At 68.7% G+C, this 26,297-nt stretch carries 26 protein-coding genes; 22 read left to right on the top strand and 4 right to left on the bottom strand.

Annotation, left to right across the window (positions count from 1 at the left end):
• Nucleotides 1–154 precede the first annotated feature (154 nt).
• From KBW95_RS03265 to KBW95_RS03205, 13 genes are all read left to right on the top strand, one after another.
• Nucleotides 155–3,967, top strand: coding sequence for a nitrate reductase subunit alpha (locus KBW95_RS03265; protein WP_211523745.1), 3,813 nt, complete (start codon nt 155–157; stop codon nt 3,965–3,967).
• 19 nt (nt 3,968–3,986) lie between these two features.
• On the top strand, nt 3,987–5,543 hold the full coding sequence (narH, locus tag KBW95_RS03260) for a nitrate reductase subunit beta (RefSeq protein ID WP_211527470.1): 1,557 nt from the start codon (nt 3,987–3,989) through the stop codon (nt 5,541–5,543).
• Between the two features lie 26 nt (nt 5,544–5,569).
• Nucleotides 5,570–6,232, top strand: coding sequence for a nitrate reductase molybdenum cofactor assembly chaperone (gene narJ, locus KBW95_RS03255; RefSeq protein WP_211523747.1), 663 nt, complete (start codon nt 5,570–5,572; stop codon nt 6,230–6,232).
• Nucleotides 6,233–6,241: 9 nt separating this feature from the next.
• Entirely contained in the window at nt 6,242–6,925 is a 684-nt protein-coding gene (gene narI / locus KBW95_RS03250) for a respiratory nitrate reductase subunit gamma (RefSeq protein WP_211523748.1), read from the top strand.
• An 18-nt stretch (nt 6,926–6,943) separates the two neighbouring features.
• A complete protein-coding gene (locus tag KBW95_RS03245; protein WP_211523749.1) occupies nt 6,944–7,690 on the top strand; it encodes a peptidylprolyl isomerase in 747 nt (248 codons plus the stop codon).
• A 22-nt stretch (nt 7,691–7,712) separates the two neighbouring features.
• A complete protein-coding gene (locus KBW95_RS03240; protein ID WP_211523750.1) occupies nt 7,713–8,327 on the top strand; it encodes a YitT family protein in 615 nt (204 codons plus the stop codon).
• Between the two features lie 17 nt (nt 8,328–8,344).
• Complete coding sequence (locus KBW95_RS03235; protein WP_211523751.1) at nt 8,345–8,749, top strand: ribonucleotide reductase subunit alpha; 405 nt, start codon at nt 8,345–8,347, stop codon at nt 8,747–8,749.
• Between the two features lie 96 nt (nt 8,750–8,845).
• Complete coding sequence (locus KBW95_RS03230) at nt 8,846–9,892, top strand: peptidase U32 family protein (RefSeq protein ID WP_211523752.1); 1,047 nt, start codon at nt 8,846–8,848, stop codon at nt 9,890–9,892.
• 25 nt (nt 9,893–9,917) lie between these two features.
• A complete protein-coding gene (locus tag KBW95_RS03225) occupies nt 9,918–10,805 on the top strand; it encodes a U32 family peptidase (protein ID WP_211527469.1) in 888 nt (295 codons plus the stop codon).
• 27 nt (nt 10,806–10,832) lie between these two features.
• Nucleotides 10,833–11,324, top strand: coding sequence for an SCP2 domain-containing protein (locus KBW95_RS03220; protein ID WP_211527468.1), 492 nt, complete (start codon nt 10,833–10,835; stop codon nt 11,322–11,324).
• Nucleotides 11,325–11,335: 11 nt separating this feature from the next.
• Nucleotides 11,336–11,752 (top strand): putative zinc-binding protein, encoded by a 417-nt coding sequence (locus KBW95_RS03215; protein WP_211527467.1) that lies wholly within the window; start codon nt 11,336–11,338, stop codon nt 11,750–11,752.
• An 89-nt stretch (nt 11,753–11,841) separates the two neighbouring features.
• Nucleotides 11,842–14,316, top strand: a complete 2,475-nt coding sequence (locus KBW95_RS03210; protein ID WP_211523756.1) for an adenosylcobalamin-dependent ribonucleoside-diphosphate reductase — start codon at nt 11,842–11,844, stop codon at nt 14,314–14,316.
• Between the two features lie 106 nt (nt 14,317–14,422).
• Nucleotides 14,423–14,677 carry a heavy-metal-associated domain-containing protein gene (locus KBW95_RS03205; protein ID WP_211523757.1) on the top strand — a complete coding sequence of 85 codons (255 nt, stop codon included), beginning with the start codon at nt 14,423–14,425 and terminating at the stop codon, nt 14,675–14,677.
• Nucleotides 14,678–14,680: 3 nt separating this feature from the next.
• Here KBW95_RS03205 and KBW95_RS03200 read toward each other — a convergent pair whose 3' ends face one another.
• The gene (locus tag KBW95_RS03200; protein WP_211523758.1) at nt 14,681–15,265 is read right to left on the bottom strand and encodes a nitroreductase family protein; all 585 of its coding nucleotides are present in this window, start codon (nt 15,263–15,265) and stop codon (nt 14,681–14,683) included.
• Nucleotides 15,266–15,445: 180 nt separating this feature from the next.
• On the opposite strand from KBW95_RS03200, the gene KBW95_RS03195 reads away from it, so the two are divergent.
• The 7 genes from KBW95_RS03195 to KBW95_RS03165 all read left to right on the top strand — a co-directional run bounded on the left by KBW95_RS03195 (nt 15,446) and on the right by KBW95_RS03165 (nt 21,142).
• The gene (locus tag KBW95_RS03195; protein WP_211523759.1) at nt 15,446–15,703 is read left to right on the top strand and encodes a MoaD/ThiS family protein; all 258 of its coding nucleotides are present in this window, start codon (nt 15,446–15,448) and stop codon (nt 15,701–15,703) included.
• Nucleotides 15,704–15,705: 2 nt separating this feature from the next.
• On the top strand, nt 15,706–16,179 hold the full coding sequence (locus tag KBW95_RS03190) for a molybdenum cofactor biosynthesis protein MoaE (RefSeq protein WP_211527466.1): 474 nt from the start codon (nt 15,706–15,708) through the stop codon (nt 16,177–16,179).
• An 11-nt stretch (nt 16,180–16,190) separates the two neighbouring features.
• On the top strand, nt 16,191–17,294 hold the full coding sequence (locus KBW95_RS24785; RefSeq protein WP_211527465.1) for a GGDEF domain-containing protein: 1,104 nt from the start codon (nt 16,191–16,193) through the stop codon (nt 17,292–17,294).
• 67 nt (nt 17,295–17,361) lie between these two features.
• Entirely contained in the window at nt 17,362–18,873 is a 1,512-nt protein-coding gene (locus KBW95_RS03180; RefSeq protein ID WP_211527464.1) for a murein L,D-transpeptidase, read from the top strand.
• 121 nt (nt 18,874–18,994) lie between these two features.
• The gene (locus KBW95_RS03175) at nt 18,995–19,831 is read left to right on the top strand and encodes a universal stress protein (RefSeq protein WP_211523763.1); all 837 of its coding nucleotides are present in this window, start codon (nt 18,995–18,997) and stop codon (nt 19,829–19,831) included.
• 43 nt (nt 19,832–19,874) lie between these two features.
• Nucleotides 19,875–20,435: a hypothetical protein gene (locus KBW95_RS03170; protein ID WP_211523764.1), complete on the top strand. Its 561-nt coding sequence runs from the start codon at nt 19,875–19,877 to the stop codon at nt 20,433–20,435.
• A 215-nt stretch (nt 20,436–20,650) separates the two neighbouring features.
• Nucleotides 20,651–21,142 (top strand): universal stress protein, encoded by a 492-nt coding sequence (locus tag KBW95_RS03165; protein ID WP_211523765.1) that lies wholly within the window; start codon nt 20,651–20,653, stop codon nt 21,140–21,142.
• Nucleotides 21,143–21,157: 15 nt separating this feature from the next.
• On the opposite strand, the gene KBW95_RS03160 is transcribed toward KBW95_RS03165, so the two are convergent.
• From KBW95_RS03160 to KBW95_RS03150, 3 genes are all read right to left on the bottom strand, one after another.
• Nucleotides 21,158–21,994 carry a universal stress protein gene (locus KBW95_RS03160; protein ID WP_211527463.1) on the bottom strand — a complete coding sequence of 279 codons (837 nt, stop codon included), beginning with the start codon at nt 21,992–21,994 and terminating at the stop codon, nt 21,158–21,160.
• Nucleotides 21,995–22,147: 153 nt separating this feature from the next.
• Complete coding sequence (locus KBW95_RS03155; RefSeq protein ID WP_211523767.1) at nt 22,148–22,624, bottom strand: universal stress protein; 477 nt, start codon at nt 22,622–22,624, stop codon at nt 22,148–22,150.
• Between the two features lie 27 nt (nt 22,625–22,651).
• Nucleotides 22,652–22,825, bottom strand: a complete 174-nt coding sequence (locus KBW95_RS03150; RefSeq protein ID WP_211523768.1) for a hypothetical protein — start codon at nt 22,823–22,825, stop codon at nt 22,652–22,654.
• A gap of 161 nt (nt 22,826–22,986) precedes the next feature.
• Between KBW95_RS03150 and KBW95_RS03145 the strand changes: the two genes are divergently transcribed.
• Nucleotides 22,987–25,683, top strand: a complete 2,697-nt coding sequence (locus KBW95_RS03145; RefSeq protein WP_211527462.1) for a bifunctional acetate--CoA ligase family protein/GNAT family N-acetyltransferase — start codon at nt 22,987–22,989, stop codon at nt 25,681–25,683.
• A complete protein-coding gene (locus tag KBW95_RS03140; protein ID WP_229429512.1) occupies nt 25,683–26,270 on the top strand; it encodes an NAD(P)H-dependent oxidoreductase in 588 nt (195 codons plus the stop codon). The genes KBW95_RS03145 and KBW95_RS03140 overlap by 1 nt, the downstream gene beginning before the upstream one ends.
• The last annotated feature ends 27 nt before the right edge of the window (nt 26,271–26,297 follow it).

Raw genomic sequence — 26,297 nt, 5'->3', positions numbered from 1 at the left:
TCCAAATGACTAGTCGGCCTAGTCCCAATGCGGGACCGGGACCGACTTCCTGCGAATACTCAACCGGAAGCCCGGATCCTACACTGGCTCCAGCTGCACGCACCGTAATTCTGAATGCGCCCCGCCCCCTGGCGGGCGCACCGATGGAGAAATCATGAGCCACTTTTTGGACCGCCTGAAGTTCTTCGGCACCCCCAAGCAAACCTTTTCGAACGGCCACGGCGCCGTCGTCCAGGAGGACCGTACCTGGGAAAACGCTTACCGCCAGCGCTGGCAGCACGACAAGATCGTGCGTTCGACTCACGGCGTCAACTGCACCGGCTCGTGCAGCTGGAAGGTCTACGTCAAGAACGGCCTGATCACCTGGGAAACCCAGCAGACCGACTACCCGCGCACCCGCCCCGACCTGCCCAACCATGAGCCGCGCGGCTGCCCGCGCGGCGCCAGCTATTCCTGGTACGTGTATTCGGCCCAGCGCGTCAAGCACCCGATGGTGCGCGGCCGCCTGATGCAGATGTGGCGCGAGGCGCGCATCACCCGCGATCCGGTCGGGGCCTGGGAATACATCAGCCAGGACCCGGAACGCGCCCGCAGCTATAAATCGGTGCGTGGCCAGGGCGGCTTCGTGCGCGCCAGCTGGGACGAGGTCAACGAGATCATCGCCGCCGCCAACGCCTTCACCATCAAGAAGTACGGCCCGGACCGCATCATCGGCTTCTCGCCGATCCCGGCCATGTCGATGGTCAGCTACGCCGCCGGCACCCGCTACCTGAGCCTGATCGGCGGCGTCGCCATGAGCTTCTACGACTGGTACTGCGACCTGCCGCCGTCCAGCCCGCAGGTCTGGGGCGAACAGACCGACGTGCCGGAGTCGGCCGACTGGTACAACTCGACCTACCTGATGGTGTGGGGCTCGAACGTGCCGATGACCCGCACTCCCGACGCCCACTTCTACACCGAGGTGCGCTACAAGGGCACCAAGACCGTTGCCGTGTCCTCGGACTTCGGCGAGATGGCCAAGTTCGGCGACATCTGGCTGGCGCCCAAGCAGGGCACCGACGCCGCGCTGGCGATGGCCATGGGCCATGTGATCATGAAGGAGTACCACGCCAGCGGCAAGTCGGCCTATTTCAACGCCTACGCCAAGCAGTACACCGACTTCCCGATGCTGGTCCTGCTCAAGGAGCGCGACGGCACCCTGGTGCCCGACTACTTCCTGCGCGCCTCCCACCTGGCGAACAGCCTGGACGAGTCCAACAATCCGGAATGGAAGACCCTGGTGCTCGACCAGGCAAGCGGCCGCATCGTCGCGCCGAGCGGCTCGATCGGCTTCCGCTGGGGCGAATCCGGCAAGTGGAACCTGGAGCAGAAGGAAGGCACGAGCGGCGCCGCCATCGACCCGCAGTTGTCCCTGATCGAAGCCAACGACGGCGTGGTCCCGGTCGGCTTCCCCTACTTCGGCGGCAAGGACGCCGACGACCTCCTGCTGCGCAACGTGCCGGTAAAGAGAATCACCCTGGCCGACGGCAGCGAAGCCCTGGTCACCACCGTGTTCGACCTCTCGATGGCCAACTACGGCGTCGACCGCGGCATCTGCCCGAACGCGGCGAAGAGCTACGAGGACGACGTTCCCTATACCCCGGCCTGGCAGGTCAAGCACACCGGCGTCAAGGCCGCCGACGTGATCACCGTGGCGCGCGAGTTCGCCGACAACGCCGACCGCACCAAGGGCAAGTCGATGGTCATCGTCGGCGCCGCGCTGAACCACTGGTACCACATGGACATGACCTACCGCGGCATCATCAACATGCTGATGATGTGCGGCTGCATCGGCCAGAGCGGCGGCGGCTGGGCCCACTACGTGGGCCAGGAAAAGCTGCGTCCCCAGACTGGCTGGACCCCGCTCGCCTTCGCGCTCGACTGGAACCGCCCGTCGCGCCAGATGAACTCGACCTCCTTCTTCTACGCGCATACCAGCCAGTGGCGCCACGAGAAGCTGCACACCGACGAGATCCTCTGCCCCACCGCCGACGGCGAACTGGGCGAAATGTCCCTGATCGACTTCAACGCCAAGGCCGAGCGCATGGGCTGGCTGCCTTCGGCGCCCCAGCTCGAGACCAATCCGCTCGAGGTGGTGCGCGCGGCCGAAGCCGCGGGCCAGGACCCGGTCAAGTACGCCGTCGAGCAGATCAAGGCCGGCAAGCTGAACTTCTCCTGCGACGACCCGGACAACCCCGTCAACTTCCCGCGCAATATGTTCGTGTGGCGTTCCAACATCCTGGGGAGCTCGGGCAAGGGCCACGAATACTTCCTGAAGTACCTGCTGGGCACCCAGAACGCCCTGATGAGCGACGAGGACGAGTGCATCAAGCCGCGCGACATCAAGGTGCGCCCGGCCGCCGAGGGCAAGCTCGACCTGCTGGTGGTGCTGGATTTCCGCATGTCCACCACCTGCCTGTACGGCGACATCGTGCTGCCGACCGCCACCTGGTACGAGAAGGACGACCTCAACACCTCCGACATGCACCCCTTCATCCACCCGCTGTCGGAAGCCGTGCAGCCGCTGTGGCAGTCGAAATCGGACTGGGAGATCTACAAGGGCATCGCCGCCAAGTTCTCGGAAATCGGCGGCGCCTACCTGGGCACGGGCAAGGACCTGGTGCTGACCCCGCTGATGCACGACACCCCGGGCGAACTGGGCCAGCCTTTCGATCCCAAGGACTGGCGCGCCGGCGAGTGCGAGCCGATCCCGGGCAAGACCATGCCGGCCATGACCGTCGTCGAGCGCAACTTCGCCGACGTCTACAAGAAATACACCTCGGTCGGCCCGCTGCTCGAGAAAGTGGGCAACGGCGGCAAGGGCATCGGCTGGAAGACCGGGCACGAAGTCGAGATCCTACGCGGCATCAACCGCACCGTGCTCGAGGAAGGCGTGTCCAAGGGCCAGCCGCGCCTGGACACGGCGATCGACGCCGCCGAGATGATCCTGTCGCTGGCGCCCGAGACCAACGGCCACGTGGCCGTCAAGGCCTGGGATGCCCTGTCGAAGATCACGGGCCGCGACCACACCCACCTGGCGATCCCGCGCGAGCACGACAGCGTGCGTTTCCGCGACGTCCAGGCCCAGCCGCGCAAGATCATCTCCTCGCCCACCTGGTCGGGCCTGGAGAGCGAGGAAGTCAGCTACAACGCCTGCTACACCAATGTGCATGAACTGATCCCATGGCGCACCCTCACCGGCCGCCAGCAGTTCTACCAGGACCACGCCTGGATGCGCGACTTCGGCGAGGGCCTGTGCGTGTACAAGGCCGCGATCAACACCAAGACCACCGAGGCGATGCTGAACGCCCGCCCGAACGGCAACAAGGAGATCGCGCTGAACTGGATCACCCCGCACCAGAAATGGGGCATCCACTCGACCTATTCGGACAACCTGCGCATGCTGACCCTGTCGCGCGGCGGCCCCCACGTGTGGCTGTCCGAGATCGACGCCAAAGCGGCCGGGATCGAGGACAACGACTGGATCGAGGTGTTCAACGTGAACGGCACCCTGACCGCCCGCGCCGTGGTCAGCCAGCGCGTACCGGAAGGCATGACCCTGATGTACCACGCCCAGGAAAAGATCGTGAACGTGCCGGGCGCCGAGACCTCGAAGAAACGCGGCGGCATCCACAACTCGGTGACCCGCGCCGTGACCAAGCCGACCCACATGATCGGCGGCTACGCCCAGCTGTCCTACGGCTTCAACTACTACGGGACGGTGGGTTCGAACCGCGACGAGTTCGTCCTGGTGCGCAAGATGCGCGACATCGACTGGATGGAAGGCGCGCGCGACGAGTCGCGCCCGAACGGCGATGTGAAGACCGGCCAGGGTCCGCTGCGCGCGGTGAACGCGGCGAGGAAGCCGGCCAAGGCGGCCGAGACCGAGCCCGCCATCGCCCTCGCGCCGTCGCCCAAGGGCGCATGAGAATCAATCAGGAGTCAATATGAAGATCAGAGCACAAATCGGCATGGTGTTAAATCTGGACAAGTGCATCGGTTGCCACACCTGTTCGGTGACCTGCAAGAACGTCTGGACCAGCCGCGACGGCGTCGAGTACGCGTGGTTCAACAACGTCGAGACCAAGCCGGGCATCGGCTATCCGAAGGAATGGGAAAACCAGGACAAGTGGAACGGCGGCTGGAAGCGCCTCCCGTCGGGCAAGATCGAGCCGCGCCAGGGTTCGCGCCTGAAGATCCTGGCGAACATCTTCGCCAACCCCAACCTGCCGACGATCGACGAGTACTACGAGCCCTTCACCTACGACTACGAGCGCCTGCAGAACGCGCCGCTGTCGGAAACCCCGCCGACCGCGCGCCCGATCTCGGTCCTGACCGGCAAGAAGATGGACAAGATCGAGTGGGGCCCGAACTGGGAGGACGACCTGGGCGGCGAATTCGCCAAGCGCAGCAAGGACAAGCTGTTCGACAACGTGCAGAAGGAGATGTACTCGACCTTCGAGAACACCTTCATGATGTACCTGCCGCGCCTGTGCGAGCATTGCCTGAACCCGGCCTGTGTGGCGTCCTGCCCTTCCGGCTCGGTGTACAAGCGCGAGGACGACGGCATCGTGCTGATCGACCAGGACAAGTGCCGCGGCTGGCGCATGTGCATCTCCGGCTGCCCCTACAAGAAGATCTACTACAACTGGTCCTCGGGCAAGGCCGAGAAGTGCACCTTCTGCTACCCGCGCATCGAGGCCGGCCAGCCGACCGTGTGCTCGGAGACCTGCGTGGGCCGCATCCGCTACCTGGGCGTGCTGCTCTACGATGCCGACAAGATCGAGGCCGCGGCCTCGGTGGCGGACGAGCAGGACCTGTACGAGGCCCAGCTCGGCCTGTTCCTCGATCCGCACGATCCGAAGGTGATCGAGGAGGCGCGGCGCCAGGGCATCCCCGACGCCTGGCTGGAATCGGCAAAGCGCTCGCCGGTATACAAGATGGCGGTCGAATGGAAGATCGCCTTCCCGCTGCATCCGGAATACCGCACCCTGCCGATGGTCTGGTACATCCCGCCGCTGTCGCCGATCCAGGCCGCCGCGGAAAGCGGCAAGATGGGCATGAACGGCATCCTGCCGGACACGCGCAGCCTGCGCATTCCGGTGCGCTACCTGGCCAACCTGCTCACGGCGGGCAAGGAAGCGCCGGTGGTCCATGCGCTCGACCGCATGCTGGCGATGCGCGCCTACATGCGCGCCAAGTCGGTCGATGGCGCCGGCGACCTGAAGGTGCTGGAACAAGTGGGCTTGAGCCAGGCGGTGGTCGAGGACATGTACCACATCATGGCCATCGCCAACTACGAGGACCGCTTCGTGATCCCGAGCAGCCACAAGGAGATGGCCGAGGACAGCTTCAACGAGAAGGGCTCCTGCGGTTTCTCGTTCGGCAACGGCTGCTCGGACGGCGTCAGCGACGCCTCCCTGTTCGGCAAGAAGAAGCAGGGCTCGGTGATCTTCGTCTCGATGCCCAAGTCGCGCAAGAAAAAAGAAGCCGAGCAGGCGTAAGCCCGGCCACCGTCTAAGGAACCACTATGCAACACTTTCAAATCCTGTCGGCCCTGCTGCTCTACCCCGAACCCGAGCTGGTGGCCGCGCTGCCCGAGCTGGAGGCCGGCCTCGAACACAGCCCGCGCATGCTGGCCGTGCTGCGCCCGGTGTTCGAGCACCTGGCGCGCGAAGACCTGATCACCCTGCAGCAGGTCTATGTCCAGACGTTCGACCGCACGCCCTCGCACTCGCTGCACCTGTTCGAGCACATCCATGGCGAATCGCGCGACCGCGGCCAGGCCATGGTCGACCTGATGGAGGAATACAAGAAGCACGGCCTGGCCATGACGGACGACGAGCTGCCCGACTACGTGCCGCTGTTCCTGGAATTCCTGTCGCAGCTGCCGACCGAGGACGCTGCCGGCCGCCTGCTGGGCGACGCGGTGCACGTGCTGGCCCACATCGGCCGCAAGCTGTCCGCCAACGATAGCGTCTACGCCTGCGTGTTCGAGGTGCTGGAGGGACTCAGCCCGGTCGCGGCCGAGGCGCTCAGCGAGCCGCCGGTCAAGGACATGGACGAGGCTCTGGAAACCTTCGGCCCGGGCGTGGACGGCGTTGAGCCGCTGCTCAAGCCCCAGGCCGGCGGCCTGCAGCCGATCAACTTCTACCCGAAAGGCACGCACCGCGCGGCCGCCGCCCAGCACTAGGAGACCACCATGAACTACCTGCACCACTTCACCTTCGGGATCTATCCCTACATCGCGCTGGCGATCTTCCTGCTGGGGAGCCTGATCCGCTTCGACCGCGAGCAGTACACCTGGAAGTCGGAATCGAGCCAGGTGCTGCACCGCGGCAGCCTGCGCCTGGGCAGCACCCTGTTCCACATCGGCATCATCGGCCTATTCTTCGGCCACGCCGTGGGGCTGCTGACCCCGGTCTGGGTCTGGGATACCCTGGGCGTGCCGCACGGCGCCAAGCAGCTGTTCGCGATGATCGCGGGCGGCATCATGGGTGGCCTGTGCCTGATCGGCATCCTGCTGCTGCTGGCGCGCCGCTTCGCCAGCGACCGCCTGCGCAAGGTCACCAGCGTCAAGGACAAGGTCGTATTGCTGTGGATCCTGGCCACCCTGCTGCTGGGGTTGTACTCCATCGTGGTCTCGGCCGACCACCTCGACGGCCACACCATGGTCCAGCTGATGCAGTGGGCCCAGCACGTCGTGACCTTCCGCGGCGACGCCCCGGATTTCATCCTCGATGCGCCGCTGGTGTTCAAACTGCACCTGTTCATGGGCATGTCGCTGTTCGTGATCTTCCCGTTCACCCGCCTGGTGCACGTGTGGAGCGGCTTCGGCGCCGTCGCCTACCTGGGCCGCGCCTTCCAGCTGGTCCGTCCGCGTTAATCGAGCAAGGAGACTATCATGGGACTGTCCGTCAACGGCGTCGACATCGACGACAGCGCGATCGCGCAGGAACTGCCGCATCACCAGGGCAGCGCCAACCCGCTCAAGGAAACGGTGCACGAAGTCGTGCTGCGCACCGTGCTGCTGCAGGAAGCCCGCCGGCTGGGGCTAACCGGTAGCGACGAGGATACCCTCATCGAGGCGCTGTTCGAGCGCGAGGTGCGGGTGCCGCCGGCCGACGAAGCCGCCTGCGCGCGCTTCTACAGCCAGCATCCTCAGCGCTTCACCAGCGGCGAGATGCTGGAAGCGCGCCACATCCTGTTCCAGGTCACGCCGAGCGTGCCGCTGGAGCTGGTGCGCGACACCGCGGAAGGCGTGCTGGAGGCCCTCAAGGCCGAACCGGGACGCTTCGAGGAACTGGCGCGCCAGTACTCGAACTGCAGCTCGGGCGCGGTCGGCGGCCAGCTGGGCCAGCTCTCGCGCGGCCAGTGCGTTCCGGAGTTCGACAAGGTACTGTTCCGCCTCGGCGAAGGCGAACTGGCCCAGCGCCTGGTCGAGACCCGCTTCGGCCTGCACATCGTGCAGGTGCTGCGCCGCGTCGAAGGCAGGCTGCTGCCGTTCGCCGCCGTGCACGCGCAGATCGCCGACTACCTGAGCACGGCGGCCTGGCAGCGCGGCATCCACCAGTACATGCAGCTGCTGGTGGGCCGCGCCGAGATCGGCGGCGTCACGCTGGACGGCGCTTCCACCCCGCTGGTGCAGTAGGCGTCCCATGGCGCATTCCCACATGATGCTTCCGGTTCCGCCCGTGGCGCCGCATTCCGTGCTCGACGACCTGCAGGCGCTCGTGGCCGGCACCATGCTGGTGTCGCTGGGCGTCGGGCTGATGGGCAAGGCCGGCCTGGTGACCGGCGGCGTGGCTGGCCTGTGCCTTCTGCTGCACTACGCGACCGGAATCGGCTTCGGCAAGATCTTCTTCGCCCTCAGCCTGCCCTTCTATGCCTTTGCGCTGCGCAAGCTGGGCTGGCGCTTCACGCTCAAGACGCTGGGGGCCGTCCTGCTGTTCTCCTTCGCCAGCGAGCTGCTGCCGCGCGCCCTGGAGCTGGAGCGCGTGCATCCGCTGTACGCGGCCCTGATGGGCGGGGTCCTGGCCGGGGTCGGCCTGTTGATGCTGTTCCGCCACCAGGCCAGCCTGGGCGGCTTCAACATCCTGTGCCTCTACCTGCAGGAGCGCTTCGGCTGGCGCGCCGGCCTGGTGCAGCTGGCGCTGGACGCCATGATCCTGCTGGCGTCGCTGGCCGTGATTCCGCTGCGCGCCTGGCTGCTGTCGCTGGCCGGCACCGCGGTCCTCAACCTGTCCCTGGCGATCAACCACCGCCCCGGGCGCTATCTCGCGCGCTGACGCGCCGCTTCTCCATCATGCAGATCACAGATTTTTCCGATTTCCTCGCCGCCGCCCGCTCGCAGGACGAGCCGCAGCGGCTGCTGTTCGTGTTCGCCGTGGCCGAGCTGCCGCAGACCCATTCCCCCGGCCAGAAGAAGCGCTTCGAGACCGGGCGCGGCGGCGCCCTGGCGCCGGTCATGTGCGTCGACAAGGCGCCTGCGGAGCTGGACAGCTTCGCCGCGCTGGCGGCCGAATCCCGCCGCACCGGCCAACCCTGGGACATGGTGTTCGTGGCCGCGCTGCCCGGACGCGACAACAGGACCCCGGAACAAAACGACGTCGAGCGCGCGCTGCGGATGATGGTCGACGCGGTCCACCGCGGCGCCATCGAGCGCTTCCTTGCCTTCGACCCCGAGGGCCGGACCGTGCATTTCCACTAGCCGCGCCCTTCTTGAACCAGTTCATGGCGCTTCCCCGGGCGCCGGGGCTATGCTCCGGCCAGGGTGAATGCCGTTCCCCCTTTTAGACGGAGATCCATGCCTTCCATCTTTACCGATTCCGCCACCGCCCCGGCGGCCAGGCCGGCCTTCGACCTGGTCTGCCCCGCCGGCAGCCTGCCGGCCCTCAAAGCCGCGGTCGACAACGGCGCCGACTGCGTCTACCTCGGCTTTCGCGACGCTACCAATGCGCGCAACTTCGCCGGCCTGAATTTCAGCGAACGCGCGATCGCCGACGGCATCGACTACGCGCACCGGCGCGGACGCCAGGTCTTCCTGGCCCTGAACACCTATGCCCAGCCGGGCGCCCTGGAGATATGGCGCGGCGCGGTCGACCACGCCGCGGACCTAGGCATCGACGCCGTGATCCTGGCCGACCCGGGCCTGATGGAGTATGCCGCGCGCACCTATCCCAAGCTGCGCCTGCACCTGTCGGTCCAGGGCTCGGCCACCAATGCCGAGGCCATCAATTTCTATCACCGCCACTTCGGCATCGCCCGCGCCGTGCTGCCGCGCGTCCTGTCGCTGGCCCAGGTCGAGCAGGTGATCGGCAACACCCCGGTCGAGATCGAGGTGTTCGGCTTCGGCAGCCTGTGCGTGATGGTCGAGGGACGCTGCCAGCTGTCTTCCTACGCCACCGGCGAGTCGCCCAACACCCACGGGGTGTGCTCGCCCGCCAAGGCGGTGCGCTGGCAGCCCACTCCCAGGGGACTCGAAGCGCGCCTGAACGAGGTGCTGATCGACCGCTATGCGGAAGGCGAGCATGCCGGTTATCCGACCCTGTGCAAGGGCCGCTTCGACGTCGGCGACGAAACCTATTACGCGGTCGAGGAGCCGACCAGCCTGAACACCCTCGAGATCCTGCCCAAGCTGGTCGCCCTGGGCGCGCGCGCCGTCAAGATCGAAGGCCGCCAGCGCAGCCCCGCCTATGTTGCCCAGGTCACGCGCGTGTGGCGCGAAGCGATCGACTGCTGCCTGTCGGAACACCAGCGCTACTCGGTCAAGCCGGCCTGGATGAACGAGCTGGACAAGGTCGCAGAGGGTCAGCAGCACACGCTCGGCGCCTATCACCGCCCTTGGAAATGAACATGAACTGCCTGGAGCAACCGACTTGAAACTCGCCCTCGCCCCCATCCAGTACTACTGGCCGCGCGACAAAGTCTTCGCCTTCTACGAGGAGATGGCCGCGGCTCCCGTCGACATCGTCTACCTCGGCGAAGCCGTGTGCTCGCGCCGCCACGAACTGCGCCTGCCCGACTGGCTGGCGCTGGCCGACCGCCTCGAGCAGGCCGGCAAGCAGGTGGTGCTCTCGACCCAGGTGCTGATCGAATCGGGCTCCGACCTGGGCACCCTGCGCCGCATCGCGTCCAACGGCCGCCACCTGGTCGAGGCCAACGACATGGGCGCGGTCCAGTGCATGAGCGGGCGGCCCTTCGTCGCCGGTCCCCACCTCAACCTGTACAACGCCCCGTCCCTGGCGATCGTCGCACGCGAAGGGGCGGTGCGCTGGGTAATGCCGCTGGAAATGTCGCGCACCTGCCTGGAGCAGGTGCTGGCCCGGCGCCCGGCAGGGCTGGAGACCGAGGTCTTCGCCTACGGCCGCCTGCCGCTCGCCTTCTCGGCGCGCTGCTTCACGGCGCGCCACCGCAACCTGCCCAAGGACGACTGCCGCTTCAGCTGCATCGACCACCCCGACGGACTGCTGATGGAGACCCGCGAGAAGCAGCCCTTCCTGGTGCTGAACGGCATCCAGACCCAGTCGGCCCTGGTCTACAACCTGGCGGCGGAGATCCCGGCCATGCGCGCCGCCGGCGTCGACGTGCTGCGCCTCAGTCCCCAGTCCGCCCACATGGCCGAGATCGTGGCCCTGATGCGCGCCGCCGTGGACGGCGCCCTGGCGCCTGCCGATGCCGCCGTCCGCATGACGCCGCTGATGCCGGCCGCCGCCTGTGACGGCTTCTGGCACGGCCGGCCCGGACTTGTCAAACAGGCCGCCTGAAGGCGACCGCCTACGAAAGGACAGCTCATGCACACCCAAGCGCAACACCTGCCGGCCCCGCTCGGCCGCCTGCTCTCCCTGCTTCCCGCCTACCCGGGCTCGCGCCTGTTCGCCTGCGCCCTGAACCTGGCGGTGGTGCGCCACCTGCCCGACGACGTGCGCGCCACCCTCGCCGGCAAGCGCCTGCGCCTGCGCGCCAGCGACGCCGGCATCGCCGTCGACTTCAGCTGGGACGGGCGCGCCTTCCGTCCCGTCAAGCCGGGCGCGGACGCCGACCTCACCATCAGCGCCAGCGCCCACGACTTTTCCCTGCTGGCGCGGCGCAAGGAAGACCCGGATACCCTGTTCTTCAGCCGGCGCCTGGTAATGGAAGGCGACACCGAGCTGGGGCTGCTGGTCAAGAACACCCTGGACGCGGTGGACGCGCCCCTGTTCGACCCGGCCGCGCTGGCGCCGCGCAGGGTGCTCGGGCAGCTGTTCCCGCCGCGCCGCGCCGGCCGCCCATCCACCCGACATTGAAGGAGGACCTTATGGCCAAGGCCCGCAGCAGTTTCCCCCTGGTGTATTCATGTTCCGGCTGCTCCAGCGCGGCCCAGATGGCGAACCACCTCGCCCTCGAGCTGGACCGCCTCGGCGTGGCGGAGATGTCCTGCGTCGCCGGCGTCGGCGGCGACGTGCCCTCGCTGGTCAAGCTGGCAAAATCCGGACGCCCCGTCGTCGTGGTCGACGGCTGCCCGCTGGTGTGCGCCAAGAATTGCCTGGCGCGCCACGACGTGGCGCCCACCCTGCACTGGCAACTGGGCGAACACGGCGTGCGCAAGCGCTATCACGCCGGCTTCGAGCCGGAGCAGGCGCAAACGCTGGTGGCCGTCGTGGCCAAGGACGTCGCCGCCCTGGCGAGCGCCCCGGCCGCGCCACCCGCGGCGGATGGCGTCGTCCTTGCTTGAACTGATTCAAGGCGCCCGCCGCGCGAGGAGCGGATACTGGACGGCGCCCTCCCCCAACCGGATCCACCCGATCCACCGACTAGAGAACCATGAACGCAAACGACCAGATGTTCGCCGCAACGATGCCGGCACAAGAGGTATCCGTCGACGTGCTGCGCGAAAAGTACGCGAAAGGAAACGAGACCACCATCGCCGAGGTGCGCGCCCGCGTCGCGCGCGCCCTCGCCGCCTACGAGGCCGAAGGACTGCGCGCCGAGATGGAGCAGCGCTTCCTGTGGGCGCAGGAGCACGGCTTCGTGCCCGCCGGGCGCATCAACTCCGCCGCCGGGCTGGGCATCAAGGCCACCCTGATGAACTGTTTCGTGCAGCCGGTGGGCGATTCGATCACCGGCGCGCACGACGGCTTGCCGGGCATTTATACCGCCGTCGCCGAGGCGGCCGAAACCATGCGCCGAGGCGGCGGGGTCGGCTACGACTTCAGCCCGATCCGCCCGGCCGGCAGCGCGGTGCGGGGCACCCGCTCGCGCGCCTCGGGACCGGTGTCCTACATGGAAGTGTTCGACGCCTCCTGCCGCACGGTGGAATCGGCGGGCGCGCGGCGCGGCGCCCAGATGGGCGTGCTGCGCATCGACCACCCGGACATCGAACGCTTCATCGCCGCCAAGGACGGCGGGGCCTTCAGCAATTTCAACCTGTCGGTCGGCGTCACCGACCACTTCATGCACGCCGTGCTGGGCGACGGCGAGGTCGAGCTGTGGCACCAGGCCGAGCCGGGCGAAGAACTGCTGGCCGCCGGCGCGGCGCAGCGCGAGGACGGCATGTGGGTCTACCGCCGCATCGGTGCGCGCGCCCTGTGGGACAAGGTGATGCGCTCGACCTACGACCATGCCGAGCCCGGCGTGCTGTTCATCGACCGCATGAATGCGGAGAACAACCTCTACTACGCCGAGCGCCTGTGCGCCACCAATCCCTGCGGCGAACAGCCCTTGCCCCCCTATGGCTGCTGCGACCTCGGCTCCGTGAACCTCACCCGCTGCGTGCGCGAACCCTTTACGCCCGGCGCGTACTTCGATTTCGCCACCATGCGCGAAGTCGCGGGCATCGGGGTGCGCATGCTCGACCTGGCGCTGGACGCCACCCAGTGGCCGCTGCCGCAGCAGGAACAGGAAGGACGCAGCAAGCGCCGCGTCGGCCTCGGTTTCATGGGACTCGGCAGCGCCCTGGTGATGCTCGGGGTGCGCTACGACAGCGAAGAAGGCCGCCAGTTGGCCGCCCGCATCGCCGAGGAACTGCGCGACGCGGCCTACGCCGCCTCCGTCGCGCTGGCGCACGAAAAAGGGGCTTTCCCGCTGTTCGACGCCGACGCCTACCTGGCGGGCCAGTTCGTGCGCCGCCTGCCGGAGGATCTGCGCGCGGCGATCGCGCGACACGGCATCCGCAATTCGCATCTGCTGTCGGTGGCGCCGACCGGCACCATTTCGCTGGCCTTCGCCGACAATGCCTCGAACGGCATCGAGCCGGCGTTCTCCTGGGTCTACCAGCGCAAGAAGCGCATGCCGGACGACAGCCTGCGCAGCTACGAGGTGGCCGACCACGCCTGGCGCCTGTACCGCCAGCTCGGCCACGACGTAAGCGACGACGCCGCGCTGCCGCCCCAGTTCGTCACCGCGCTCGCGATGTCGGCCCACGACCACCTGCGCATGATGGAAGCGGTCCAGCCCTACGTCGATACGGCGATCTCGAAGACCGTCAACGTCCCCGCCGACTATCCCTACGATCAGTTCAAGGACCTGTACACCGACGCCTGGCGCGCTGGCCTCAAGGGCCTGGCGACCTACCGTCCCAACAGCGTCACCGGCAGCGTGCTGAGCGTGGCGCCCGAGCCAGCGGCCCTTCCCGCCGCCGGCGACATCGATCCGCTGCGCAAGCGCTTCGACAGCCGCCCGCTCGGCGAGCTCGAGTCGGTGACTTCCAAGGTCGAGTACACGACCCAGGAAGGCAAGAAGGCGGTCTACCTGACCATCAGCTTCATCCGCGCCGATGGGTTGCTGGACGGACGCGAGGTCGCGATCGAACGCCCCTTCGAATTCTTCATGCCGGCCAACCAGCGCAGCGACGGCCAGCAGTGGATCACCTCGACCATGCGCCTGCTGTCGCTGGCCGCGCGCGCCGGCAGCTCGATCGCCAAGGCGCTGGCCGACATGCGCGAGGTGGTCTGGGAAAAGGGACCGGTGCGCTGCGGCTTCCTGACCCGCGAGGACGGCGTCCAGGTGCCGGTCTACCACGACTCGGAAGTCGCGGCGATCGCCTTCATGTTGCAGCGTGTCCTGATCCGGCGCGGCTTCCTCGACGCCTGGGGCAACCAGGTGCCGGTGCAGCAGCTCGACCGCCAGCTGGCGCTGCGCGGCCAGGGGCCTGTCCAGCACCAGCCGGAGCCCCAGCCCGTGCCGGGACCCGGCGCCGGCAGCGCCGCAAAATGCCCCGAATGCGGCGCCAGGGCGCTGCACAAGGTCGACGGCTGCGCGCGTTGCGCCGAATGCCACTACATCGGCAGCTGCGGCTGACGCCTCCCTGCGCCGCTTGCCGAAACCTGAAACTGGTTCAAGGAAGGCGGCGCGCCGTCCGGCTACGATGAACCCATCGCTCCTCCTCACTTCTCAAGGAAACAACATGGAACACAGCCTGCAACTCTCCGCGACGCTCGACCACCCGGGCGTGGAAAAAATGTTTCAGACCCTGCGCGCGGTCCCGGGCGTGCGCGCGGTCGAAGCCACGGCCGGCAGCAGCCGGGTCTATGTGCAGTTCGACGACAGCCTGACCTCGGCGCAGGAAATCCGCACCAGCGTCAGCCGCTCGGGCTTCCCGCTGCTTGCGGGCGCGCCGCACGCAGGCGGCGGGTGCTGCGGTTCCTGCGGCGGGCACTAGGCCTTACAGGACCGAATAGAATTGCCCCGGCTGCGCCCTTGCGGGTGCGGCCTTTGCCGTTGCCGGAGTGCCGAAGGCGATAAAGCACACCGCTTCCTCATCGCCCGCCAGGCCCAGCATTGCGCGCATCGCGGCGTGGTTCATCGCGCCTCCACTGGCGAGGCCGCTGCCGAAGCCCAGGCACTGCGCGGCGAGCAGCATGTTCTGAATCGCGCAGCCCAGCGACACCAGCTTTTCCGCAAGCGGAACCGCTCCGGCGGCAGCATCATCGGCCAGCACCGCCGCCATCAGGCAGGGAGCGTGGAAAGCGCGCTGGCGGGCGGCGGCGAGGGCCTCGTCGCCGCAATCGGGGTCGCGCTCGGCCAGCGCCGCGGCGAACACGGCGCCGAGCTCGGCGCGCTTGTGGTCCGGAATGAGGATGAAACGCCATGGCAGCAGGCGCCCATGGTCGGGGGCGCAGGCCGCCGCCTCCAGGATACGGTGCAGGCCGTCCTGGTCCGGCCCGGGCGCCGCCAGGCGCCGCGGCGGCGTGTTGCGGCGCGCCGCCAGGTGCGCAAGCAGCGCGTGGGAGGTGCGAGTGTCTTGCATGGGTTCTTCCTTTGCTTGGCGGCGCCGTCGCCGCCCTCCGAGTATAGACAGCGCGATCGGCGCCGTCCGCCCTCCCTACGATCTAGTACCGAATGCCTAGTCTTTCTAGTCCGTCATGCCGACTGCGGCCACCGCTTGCCGTCTTTACAATGGCGCCAGCATCGACTACTGGACCGCACCATGCATATTCAACTTCGCTTCTTCGCCGGCTTGCGCGAAGCCCTGGGCACCTCGGGCGAGCGCATCCAGGTGCCGCAGCACGTCGCCACCGCCGGCGACGTGCTGGACCTGCTGCGCCGGCGCGGGGGTCCATGGGACGCCGCGCTCGGGCCGGAGCGTGCCTACCGGATCGCGGTCGACCAGCGCATGGGCGGCCTCGCCAGCCCCATCCACGACGGCGCCGAGATGGCGGTATTCCCTCCGGTGACGGGAGGCTAGCGATGCCGGTACGTCTCCAGCACGAGGACTTCGACCTGAACGCCGAACTGGCGCGGCTGCGCGCCGGCCGTCCGGAAATCGGCGCCGTGGTCGCCTTCGTCGGCACGGTCAGGGACATGGGCGCCGGGGGTCCCGTCGCGCTGATGGAGCTCGAACATTATCCAGGCATGACGGAAGCGGCACTGGAGGAGATCTCGGCGCAGGCCATGCTGCGCTGGCCGGTCTCGGAGGTGCTGGTCGTGCACCGCATCGGCGCGCTGAAAGCCTGCGAGCAGATCGTGCTGGCGGCCGTGGCGGCCCCGCACCGTGGCGACGCCTTCGCGGCCTGCGAATTCGTCATGGACTACCTGAAGACCCGCGCCCCCTTCTGGAAAAAGGAATGGGGCCCCGCCGGCGCGCGCTGGGTCGAGGCGCGCGAGCACGACGAAGCGGCGCTTGCGCGCTGGGAGCCCGCCGTCCCTGAGCGCAGCCAATGAATCCGGCGCCCGTGAACCCTCCTTCCTCCGTGCTCACCCTGCATGCGCGCGCCGAGGCCGACCTGCGCCATCTCCTGCCGCGCGTCGGCCCGGCGCTGGCGGCGATACTCATCGTGTATACGGTATGGGACTTCCTGCTGGATCCGGCGCACGTCCTGCAGTCCGGCTTGACGCGGGCGGCGTTCGCCGTGCTGGCTGCGCTCGCGTTCTGGCCGGTCGTCCCCACCTGCTCGGCGCACCTGCGGGCGGCATGGGCGCACTGGATGCTGTCCAGCGGTGTGATCCTGGCCAGCGCCCAGCTCGACGGCGGCCTGGTGCAGGGCGTGGGGGGCATCGTGCTCGGCCTGTTCCTGGTGCCCTTCATCGCGAACGGCAGCGCCCACTTCGCCAAGGTCGTCGCGCCCCCGGCCCTGCTGTTCGTAGCGTGCAGTGTCCTGGCCTGCAGCTTGCCGGAACTGCTGCGCGGCATCCTGCTGTACGCCTCGGCGCTGGCGGTGGCTTTCGTGCAGATGCACATCGCGGTCGCGCTGCGCCGCTACGCGCAGGCGGTCGAGTCCAGGCTGGTCCGTGAGGCCAGCCACGATCCGCTCACCGGCATCCATAACCGCGCCTGGCTGAGCCAGGCGGCCGCGCAGGCGTTCTCGTCGGCACGGCGCTACCGGACGGAGCTGGTCTTCGCCATGCTTGACATCGACCATTTCAAGCGCGTCAACGACAGCTACGGGCACCAGGCCGGCGACGAGGTCCTGAAGGCCGTGGCGCGCACCATGCAGGGCACCCTGCGCGAAACCGATCATGCCGGCAGGTTCGGCGGCGAGGAATTCTGCTGCATCTTCCCCCAGGCGTCCGACGCCAGCGCGAGCCTTTGCGCCGAACGCATCCGGCAAGCCATCGCCGCGCTCGAAGTCCCGGCCGAGGGCGGCACTGTGCGCGTCACCATCAGTATCGGCCTGGCCCGCATGCAGGACACGCACGCCACGTGGGAAGAGGTGCTGAAACAGGCCGACGAGGCGCTCTACGCCGCCAAGCAGTCGGGCCGGAACTGCGTCAGGATCGCCGGCGAGCGCGCCGGCACGAAGCCGGCGGCATTCCGGGAGGATTCCACCCTGGTTTGACCTAGGTCAAGGACGGTGCGCGGACCGCTCCTCTATCGTGCAGTGACGTCAACGATTGCTCAGTATCATGCTTTCCATTTCTTTCCGCCGTATCGCTTGCGGCATCCTTTTCTCGCTGATCCATGCCGCGGCCGCCGCCCTTCCTCTGCCCTGGCTGGAGAATGGACAGGAGCAGGCGCGCCTGGCGCTGCGCCTGCTGCGGGACGCCGCCTCGCACGGCCTCGACCCGGCGCGCTATGACGCCGACGCATTGACGCGCCGGCTGGGCGCACTGGAAATGCGCGAGGACTCCACCGGCGCGACGGCGTTCGAGCGCGACCTTGGCGCCGCAATGGGCCGCTACCTGGCGGACCTGCATGCCGGCCGCACCGCCTCGCCTTATCGTCCCGCGCCGGGCGCCGCGGCCGGTTTCGACCCCGCCTTGCAGCTGCGCCTGGCGCTGGACGCCAAACGCCTGGCGCAGGCGGTCGACCAGGCCGCACCGGCGATCCCCTTGTACGCCAGGGTCAGGACGGCGCTGGCGCAGTACCGGGAACTGGCGCGGCTGTATCCGGAATGGCCATCGCTGCCGCCCGCCGGCCAGGCGGGGGTCGCGGCCGGAAGCGCCTACCCCGGCAGTGCGCTGCTGCGCGAACGCCTGCAGCTGCTGGGAGACCTCGGCGAGGACGACGCTCCCGCCGGCGAGCAGATCTACACGGCCGAGCTGGCGGCCGCGGTCCGGCGTTTCCAGTCGCGCCACGGACTCGTCGAGGACGGCGTGCTGGGCCCGGGCACCCTTGCCGCCCTGTCGGTGCCGCTCACCCACCGCGTCGCCCAGCTCGCGCTGACCCTGGAACGCCTGCGCTGGATGCCGCCGCCGCCGGACGGCAGGCTGGTGGCGGTCAACCTGCCGGCCTATCGCCTGTGGGCCTTCGACCTCGGCAGCCGTTCCTGGACGGCCCCGCTCGAAATGCGGGTCATCGTCGGCAAGGCGGCCAGGACGCCGACCCCGCTGTTCATCGGTCAGATGCGCTATCTCGAGTTCAACCCTTACTGGAATGTGCCACGCAGCATAGAGCTCGGCGAAATCATCCCCAAGCTGGCGCGCAATCCGGCCTATCTCGAACAGCACGACATGGAGCTGGTGGGAGCCGGCGGCCAGGTACTGCCGTCCACGGGCGGCGAAGCGCTCGCGCGCCTGCGCGCCGGCACGGCCCGGACCCGGCAGCGCCCGGGGCCGTCGAACGTGCTCGGGGAAGTCAAGTTCGCCATGCCCAACCCGATGAACGTCTATCTGCATTCGACCTCCTCGAAGGAGCTGTTCGCCCGCACGCGCCGCGACCTGAGCCACGGCTGCATCCGCGTGGAGCGCCCGGCGGAACTGGCGCAATTCGTGCTCGCCGACCCGGAACAGTGGAGCGCGGAGCGCGTCGCCGACGCGATGCGCCCGGGACCGAGCCGCACGGTCAGGCTGCGCGCGCCGGTGCCGGTGGTCCTGTTCTACGCGACCGCGCTTGCAGACCGCGACGGGCGCGCCTTGTTCGCCGACGACATCTATGGACTGGACCAGCCGCTGATCCGGGCCCTGCGCGCCGATTGAAGACCGCACGACTTGACCCGCACGGCAAGCGATGCGATCCTAAATTTGATCCACATCAATTACAGCGCGGCGGCGCGCAAAGTACAGTCCAGACATCACTTTCACGACAGAAAGGAAGTCCATGTACAAGACAATTTTGGTTCACGTCGACGAAACCGCCCGCTCGGCGCAACGCACCGAGGTGGCGGCGGCCATGGCGCTGGCCAGCGATGCCCGCCTGATCGGCGTCGCCACGACCGGGGTTCCCGCCTACCTGTTTCCCACCGACGGCATGGTGGCCGCGGGGCCCGTCGACATCGCGCCGCTCGAAGAGGCGCGCGGCCAGGCCGAGCGCTCGCTCGAGCTGTTCGAGGCCGCGGCGCGGCGCGCCGGCGTGGCCTCGGTCGAACGGCGCTGCGTGGACGAGGACGCGGGCATCGCCATCAGCCTGCAGTCGCGCTACAGCGACCTGGTCGTCATCAGCCAGGCCTCCCTGGATGAGTTCCTGCCGCGCCAGCGCAGCGACTTTCCCGACTACGTGGTGCTGAACGCGGTCGGGCCGGTGCTGGTCCTCCCTAGCGCCTGGAGCGGCGCCGTGCCCGGCACGCGGGTGGTGGTGGCGTGGAACGGCAGCAAGGAAGCGGCGAGGGCGATCGCAAGCGCCCTTCCCCTCCTGCGGCAGGCGCGCCAGGTTGACCTGGTCGTGTTCGATCCCGGCAGCACGCGCGGGGCGCACGGGCAGGAACCGGGCGCGGATATGGCCACCTACCTGGCCCAGCATGGCGTGCAGGTCGAAGTCACAGTCACCGGGGCCGGGCGCGACGAGGACCGCGCGCTGCTCGCGTTCGCAGCCGCCAAGGAGGCGGACCTGATCGTCATGGGCGCGTACGGACGCTCGCGCTTCAGCGAGATCATGCTCGGCGGGATGACGCGCTCGCTCTTGGCGACCTCGACCATTCCGCTCTGGATGGCGCATTAGGACGGATGGATCACCGGGCATGGCGCGTGGCCGGACCTGAGCGATGCACATCACCCAGCACCCTACCCATACGCTCGACCTGCGCGTGCGCGAGCTCGCGCAGCTGTTCAATTCGCTCGATCCCGCCCCCTTCCTGAACCGCGACCTCGATCATCTGTGCGAAGCCTTCATCGAGAGCTGGGCGCTGCCGCTGCCGCTCGACAGCCACCTGCGGCTGGCGATCCGCGTCGAGAATCCGGAACTGCCCCGGGATGCGGGGGAGATGGTCGCGGATGCGGTGCATAACTATTACACCTACAAGATCGGCCTGGTGCGCGGCGAGCTCGGGCAACTGCTGCGCCAGGGGCGGACCAGCCTCGCGATCGGCCTGGGCTTCGTCGCGTCCTGCCTGGTGCTGGCCGAGCTGATTACCGGCCTGGCTCCCGGCCATGGCGGGAAGATCGCGCGCGAAAGCCTCACCATCATCGGCTGGGTGGCGATGTGGCGCCCGGTGCAGATCTTCCTCTACGACTGGTGGCCGCTGAAGCGGCGCATCAGGACCTATGAAAACCTGCGCTTCGCGCAGGTGAGTGTCGTCGCGGGCAAGGCGCAGAGCGCCGGCTGAACATACCGGCATTTGCACAGGAGCTGTGCTTGTGGACCTTCTGTCGCCCCGGACAGGGGATCGCCCCGAACATCCCGGCAGGCCGAAGCTGGCGATGATGGGTCATGACCGGTCGATACACCGTTTTGCGGGGCTGACTTAGCAGTTCTTTGACGCTAGTCAAACACAACAAGATCAAGACTGGTAATCCTGACGACTCATCTCTTCCAGGGCCGATGATCATGTTCCTAGAGCGAGTTTGCGTGGCAACAGACGGCTCCGACCTCGCGGTACAGGCCGCCCAGATGGCCGCCCTGCTCGCCCGCTCGGGCGCGGGACGGATGTTCGCCGTGTCGGTTGCGCAGCCGCATTTCTCCATGCCGGAGCGGTCCGCTGCCATGCCCGACGCGCAGGCGGAGTTTCTGCGCGCGCACGAGGCCGCCCAGTCCCACCTCGACACGGTGTTGCGCATCGCGCAAGCCGCCGGGGTCAGCTGCGAGACGGCGGCGCCGCTCTCGTCGACGCCGGGTCCGGAGATTGTCCGGATCGCGGAAGAACAGGGCTGCGACCTGATCGTGATGGGTACCCATGGGCCCAACGACGCCAACCGGCTGTTTGCCGGCAGCGTCGCCCAGTACGTGCTCGCGAACTCGACGGTTCCGGTGATGCTGCTGCGCGTGCCGCGCGAGGCCTCGCAGCCCGAGTTCGGCGACCGGCCGGCCAGCTAGGCTGGGACGCCCGCCCTAGCGCGCCATGAGCAGCGGCACTGTGCTGTTCTGAAGCAAGGTCCTGCTCACTCCTCCCAGGAAGAGTTCGCGGAACTGGGTGTGGCCGTAGCACCCCATGACCACCAGGTCGTAGCCGTCCTGGGTCGCCAGCGTGAGCAGATTGTGCCCGCAATCGATGTTGCGTCCGATCGTCAGCATCTGCGCCTGGACGCCGTGGCGGCCGAGGAAGGCGGTGATGCCGGCGTCGTCGTCGTCCTCGACCAGGCTGCTCTCGTCAGGAAGGCGGAAGGACACGACGGTGACGCGGACGGCGCGCTGCAGCACCGGCAGTGCGGCGCGCAGCGCGGCGGAGGCTTCCTTGCTGCCATTCCAGGCGACCAGGACATGGTCGCCAGGCTGGCGCGCCACGGGTGCGCAGGGCACGACCAGCACCGGGCGCGCGCTGGTGAACAGCACGTATTCGGGGATGCGGCCGATCGTATCGGTCAGCGCTTCGGCCAGGTCGTCCTGGTTGACGACCACGAGGTCGCTGAAGCGACCCACGCGGGCCAGCGCATCGCTGGCCAGGTCGCACACCAGGCGGCTTTCCGACGACACCCCGGCCTCGGCGGCAATCGTCGTGAACTGCTCGAGCGCGCGGGACGCCGTGTCGTGCAGGGGCTGGAAATAGCTCGCCTCGAGGCTGTCGGGAGCAGCATGATACCCGTGCGGGAATACGTCGCGCGACACGCCGGTGGCGGCAAGGCCGATCAGGTGCGCGCCATGCGCCTTGGCCAGCTGCGCAGCGATCCGTATGCGTGCGGGCGCATGGCGTGACAAGTCGGCATGCACCAATATGGTCTTGTAGCTCATCGTTCCTGCTCCCCATGTTGATGATGTTCGGAATCAAGACAGTCTCCCCGCTTCGCTCGGCGGCGTGTTTGACCGAGATCAAATCGACTTGCTCCCCATGAATTGACCATCAGTCGACTTTCGTCTCGGCGCTCAGGTCGACCATTACAACGGCTAGTGGGCCAACAGGACGGGTAGCCACATGTCCTTCAGCACCGTCGCGGTGACGCCGCCGAGGATCTGTTCGCGCAGGTGCGCATGGCCATAGGCGCCGATGACGAGCAGCCCCGGCCCTGCGGCGAGGGCCGCGTTCAGCAGAACCTCGCCGGTACGGCCCGCGCCCGGCTGTTGCAGGAATGTCGCGACGACGCCGTGCCGCCGTAGGAAGGCGACGCAGCGGTCCGCTGCGCCCCGCTCCTGGCCCTCGTCGCCTTCCCCGAGGGACATGACCGTCACCTGCCGGGCGGCGCGCAGGAGGGGCATGGCGCCGTCGAGCGCGCGGCAGACCTGCGCGCTGCCGTCCCAGCCCACCAGCGCATCCATGCCGGGCCACGCAGTACCCGCGCCGGGAATCGCCAGGACGGACCGTGCGCCATGCAGCAGCACATGTGCAGCCAGGTCGCCCGGTGCAGATCTCCCCGTTTCGGCCATGTCCTGTCCTACCACGACCAGGTCGCATTAACGTGCCCGCAGCGCCAGGACGCACCCGACCTCGTCCTCGGCGAGGCTGTGCTCGAACGACGCGACGCCTTCCGCCTCGGCCAGCGCTGCGAAGCGCGCCAGAGCCTCGCGCGCCTCGTGCCTGAGCTGGTCGCAGCGCGCCTGCGCGGCCGGTCCAGCCTGCGCGAGCACGTCGGGCGGAAGGAATCCGGACAGGGTAGCGGCACGGAGGCAAGCCGTCCAGCCGCGCCGCTGCCTTAACATAACTTTCGGAGCAAATTTTGATTGCGGTCAAATAAATCCTTGTAATGCTTCGCTAGGCTGATCCAATCCAGCCATCGGAAGGAGACTTCATGAGCATTCGCAACCTCGGGCACTTGTTCCACCCACGCTCGGTGGCCGTGATCGGCGCCTCCGAACGGCCCGGCAGCGTGGGCGCGACGGTGTGGCGGAACGTCCTCGCAGGCGGTTTCGGAGGACCGCTGTGGCCCGTCAACCGGCGCCATGCCCAGGTCGGCGGCCATCCCGCCTTCGGCAGCGTGCGCGACCTGCCCGGCGTGCCCGACCTTGCCGTGATCTGCACCCCTGCGCCCACGGTGCCCAAACTGATCGGCGAGCTCGGCGCCGCCGGCTGCCGCGCCGCCGTGGTGATCAGCGCTGGCATGGACGCGGACGCCGGCGGCGCCCGCAGCCTGCGCCAGGCGATGCTGGAAGCGGCGCGACCCTGGCTGCTGCGCATCCTGGGTCCGAACTGCGTCGGCCTGCTGGTGCCCGGCATCGGGCTGAACGCCAGTTTCGCGCCGGGCGCGGCCCTGCCCGGCCGGCTGGCCTTCGTGGCGCAGTCAGGGGCGCTGGTCACCGCCGTGCTCGACTGGGCGGCGGCGCGGCGGATCGGCTTTTCCTGCTTCGTCTCCCTGGGAGACGGCAGCGACGTCGATTTCGGCGACCTGCTCGACTACCTCGCCGCCGACCCGGGCACCGACGCCATCCTGCTGTATGCCGAGAGCGTGCGCCAGGCCCGCAAGTTCATGAGCGCCGCGCGCAGCGCGGCGCGCGGCAAGCCGACCCTGATCGTCAAGGCCGGGCGCGGCGAGGACGCCGCACGCGCGGCCTTCAGCCATACCGGTGCGCTGGCCGGCTCGGACCTGGTCTACGACGCCGCGCTGCGCCGCGCCGGCATGCTGCGCGTGCTCACCACGGACGAACTGTTCGACGCGGTGGCAATGCTGGCGCGCACCCGGCCGCTGCGCGGCGAGCGCTTGGCGATCATGACCAATGGCGGCGGGCCCGGCGTCATGGCGACCGACGCGCTGGCGGACGCGGGCGGCGTACTGGCCCAGCTCGCGCCGCCCACGCTGGCCCGGCTCGGCGACGGCCTGCCGCCGCTGTGGTCGCACGCCAACCCGGTCGACATCGTGGGCGATGCCCCCGCCGAGCGCTACCGCCATGCGCTGGCCGTACTGCTGGACGCGCCGGAGACCGATGCAGTCCTGCTGATCCATGCGCCGACGGCGATCGTACCCAGCGCCGAGATCGCCCGCATCCTGCTGCCCCTGATGGCCGGCGCCGCCCGCCCGGTGCTGTGCTGCTGGCTGGGCGGCCCCAGCGTGGCCGAGGCCCGCCGCCTGTGCATCGAGGCCGGCGTCCCGGTTTTCGACACCCCGGAGGAAGCCGTCAAGGGATTCCAGCAGCTGGTCGATTACCGCCGCAACCAGGCCGCCCTGATGCAGGCGCCGGGACCGTGCGAACTGGGCGCTCCCGACCGCCCGGCCGCCCGCGCCCACATCGACCGGCTGCTGGCCGGCGGCACGGATCCGAACGGTGCGGTCGGGGAGCGCGCCACCAAGGCCCTGCTGGCAGCCTACGGCATTCCCGTGGTGGCAACCGAGTTCGCCGCCGACGCCGCCAGTGCGCTCGCCGCCGCCGGCCGCCTCGGCTATCCGGTGGCGCTCAAGATCGTGTCGCCGGACATCGTCCACAAGTCCGATGTCGGCGGGGTAGCGCTCGACCTGGCCACCCCGGAAGCGCTTGGCGCGGCGCTCGACGCCATGCTGGAGCGCGTGCGCGGCCGGCTTCCGCACGCGCGCGTGGACGGCTTCACGGTCCAGGCGATGGCGCGCCGGCCGCAGGCGCTGGAACTGATCGTCGGCCTCAGCACCGACCCCGTGTTCGGGCCGGTGGTGCTGTTCGGCCACGGCGGCATCGCCGTCGAGGTCACGGCCGACCAGGCGGTCGCACTCCCGCCGCTGAACCGGGTCCTGGCCGGCGAGCTCGTCAGCCGTACCCGGGTGGCACGCCTGCTGGCGGGCTACCGCGGCCGGCCGCCGGCCGACATGGAAGCCCTGTACGATGTGCTGGTCCGGGTGGGCCAGCTGGCGGCCGACCTGCCGGAACTGGCCGAGCTCGACATCAATCCTCTGCTGGCCGACGCCGGCGGCGTGATCGCGCTCGACGCCCGCATGCGGCTGCAGCCGGTTCCCGCCGGGTGCGACAGCCATGCGCGGCTGGCGATCCTGCCCTATCCGGAACAACTGGAACGCCAGGTGGACAGCGCGGCAGGCAGGCTGACGCTGCGTCCCATTCGTCCGGAGGACGCCGCCGCGCACGTGGCCTTCTTCCATGCACTCACGCCGCAGGACGTCCACATGCGCATGTTCGGCCTGATGCGGGAGCTTTCGCCCCAGCAGCTGGCGCGCTTCACCCAGATCGATTACGCGCGCGAGATGGCCTTCATCGCCACCCGCCCGGATCCGGCCGGGAATGGCGAAACGCTGGGCGTGGCGCGCGTCGTGATCGACCCGGACGACGTGCGCGGCGAGTTCGCGGTGACGGTGCGTTCCGACCTGAAGGGACGCGGTCTCGGGCGGCTGTTGATGGACTGCCTGCTCGACTACTGCGCGCAGCGCGGCGTGGCCGTCGTCGAAGGGGTCGCCCTGCCGGAGAATGCCGGCATGCATGGGCTGGCGCACGCGCTGGGTTTCGACGTCCATGCCGGCGCGGACGGGATGGTGACGATGCGGCGCATTCTCGATGCCGGCCGGGCCGCGTGATGAGCAAGCACATCCTGATCATCCAGGGGCACCCGGACGGCGCCCGCCAACACCTGTGCCACGCGCTTGCCCAAGCCTACGCCGACGGCGCACGCGCCGCCGGTCACGTCGTCGAGACCATCGAACCGGCGCGCCTCGATTTCAGCCTGCTTTCCGATGCGCAGCAGTGGCAGGATGGCGCGCCGCCGGCGGCGCTGCTGCCGGCGCAGGAAGCGATCGCCCGCGCCGCGCATATCGTGCTGGTCTATCCGCTGTGGCTGGGCGACATGCCTGCGCTCTTGAAAGGCTTCCTCGAACAGGTGCTGCGGCCCGGCTTCGCGCTGGCGCGCACTCCCGCGAATCCGCTCAAGGCCGGGCTGCTCGGCGGCCGCAGTGCGCGCGTGATCGTCACGATGGGGATGCCCTCGCTGTTGTACCGCTCGTTCTACCGTGCGCACAGCGTGCGCTCGCTGCGCCGCAATATCCTGCACTTCGTCGGCATCGCTCCGGTATCCACGACCATCGTCGGCGGCGCCGGCGCCATGACGCCCGAGCGGGCCGCCCGCTGGTGCGCGCGCCTGGGGCGCCTGGGCGAGCGCGCCGCCTGAGCAGCGGTTTCCCGCCGGCAGGCGCAC

This window comes from Massilia sp. ZL223 (assembly GCF_018119395.1).
Taxonomy (GTDB): Bacteria; Pseudomonadota; Gammaproteobacteria; order Burkholderiales; family Burkholderiaceae_D; genus Telluria.
This window is presented reverse-complemented; position numbering and strand designations above follow the sequence as displayed.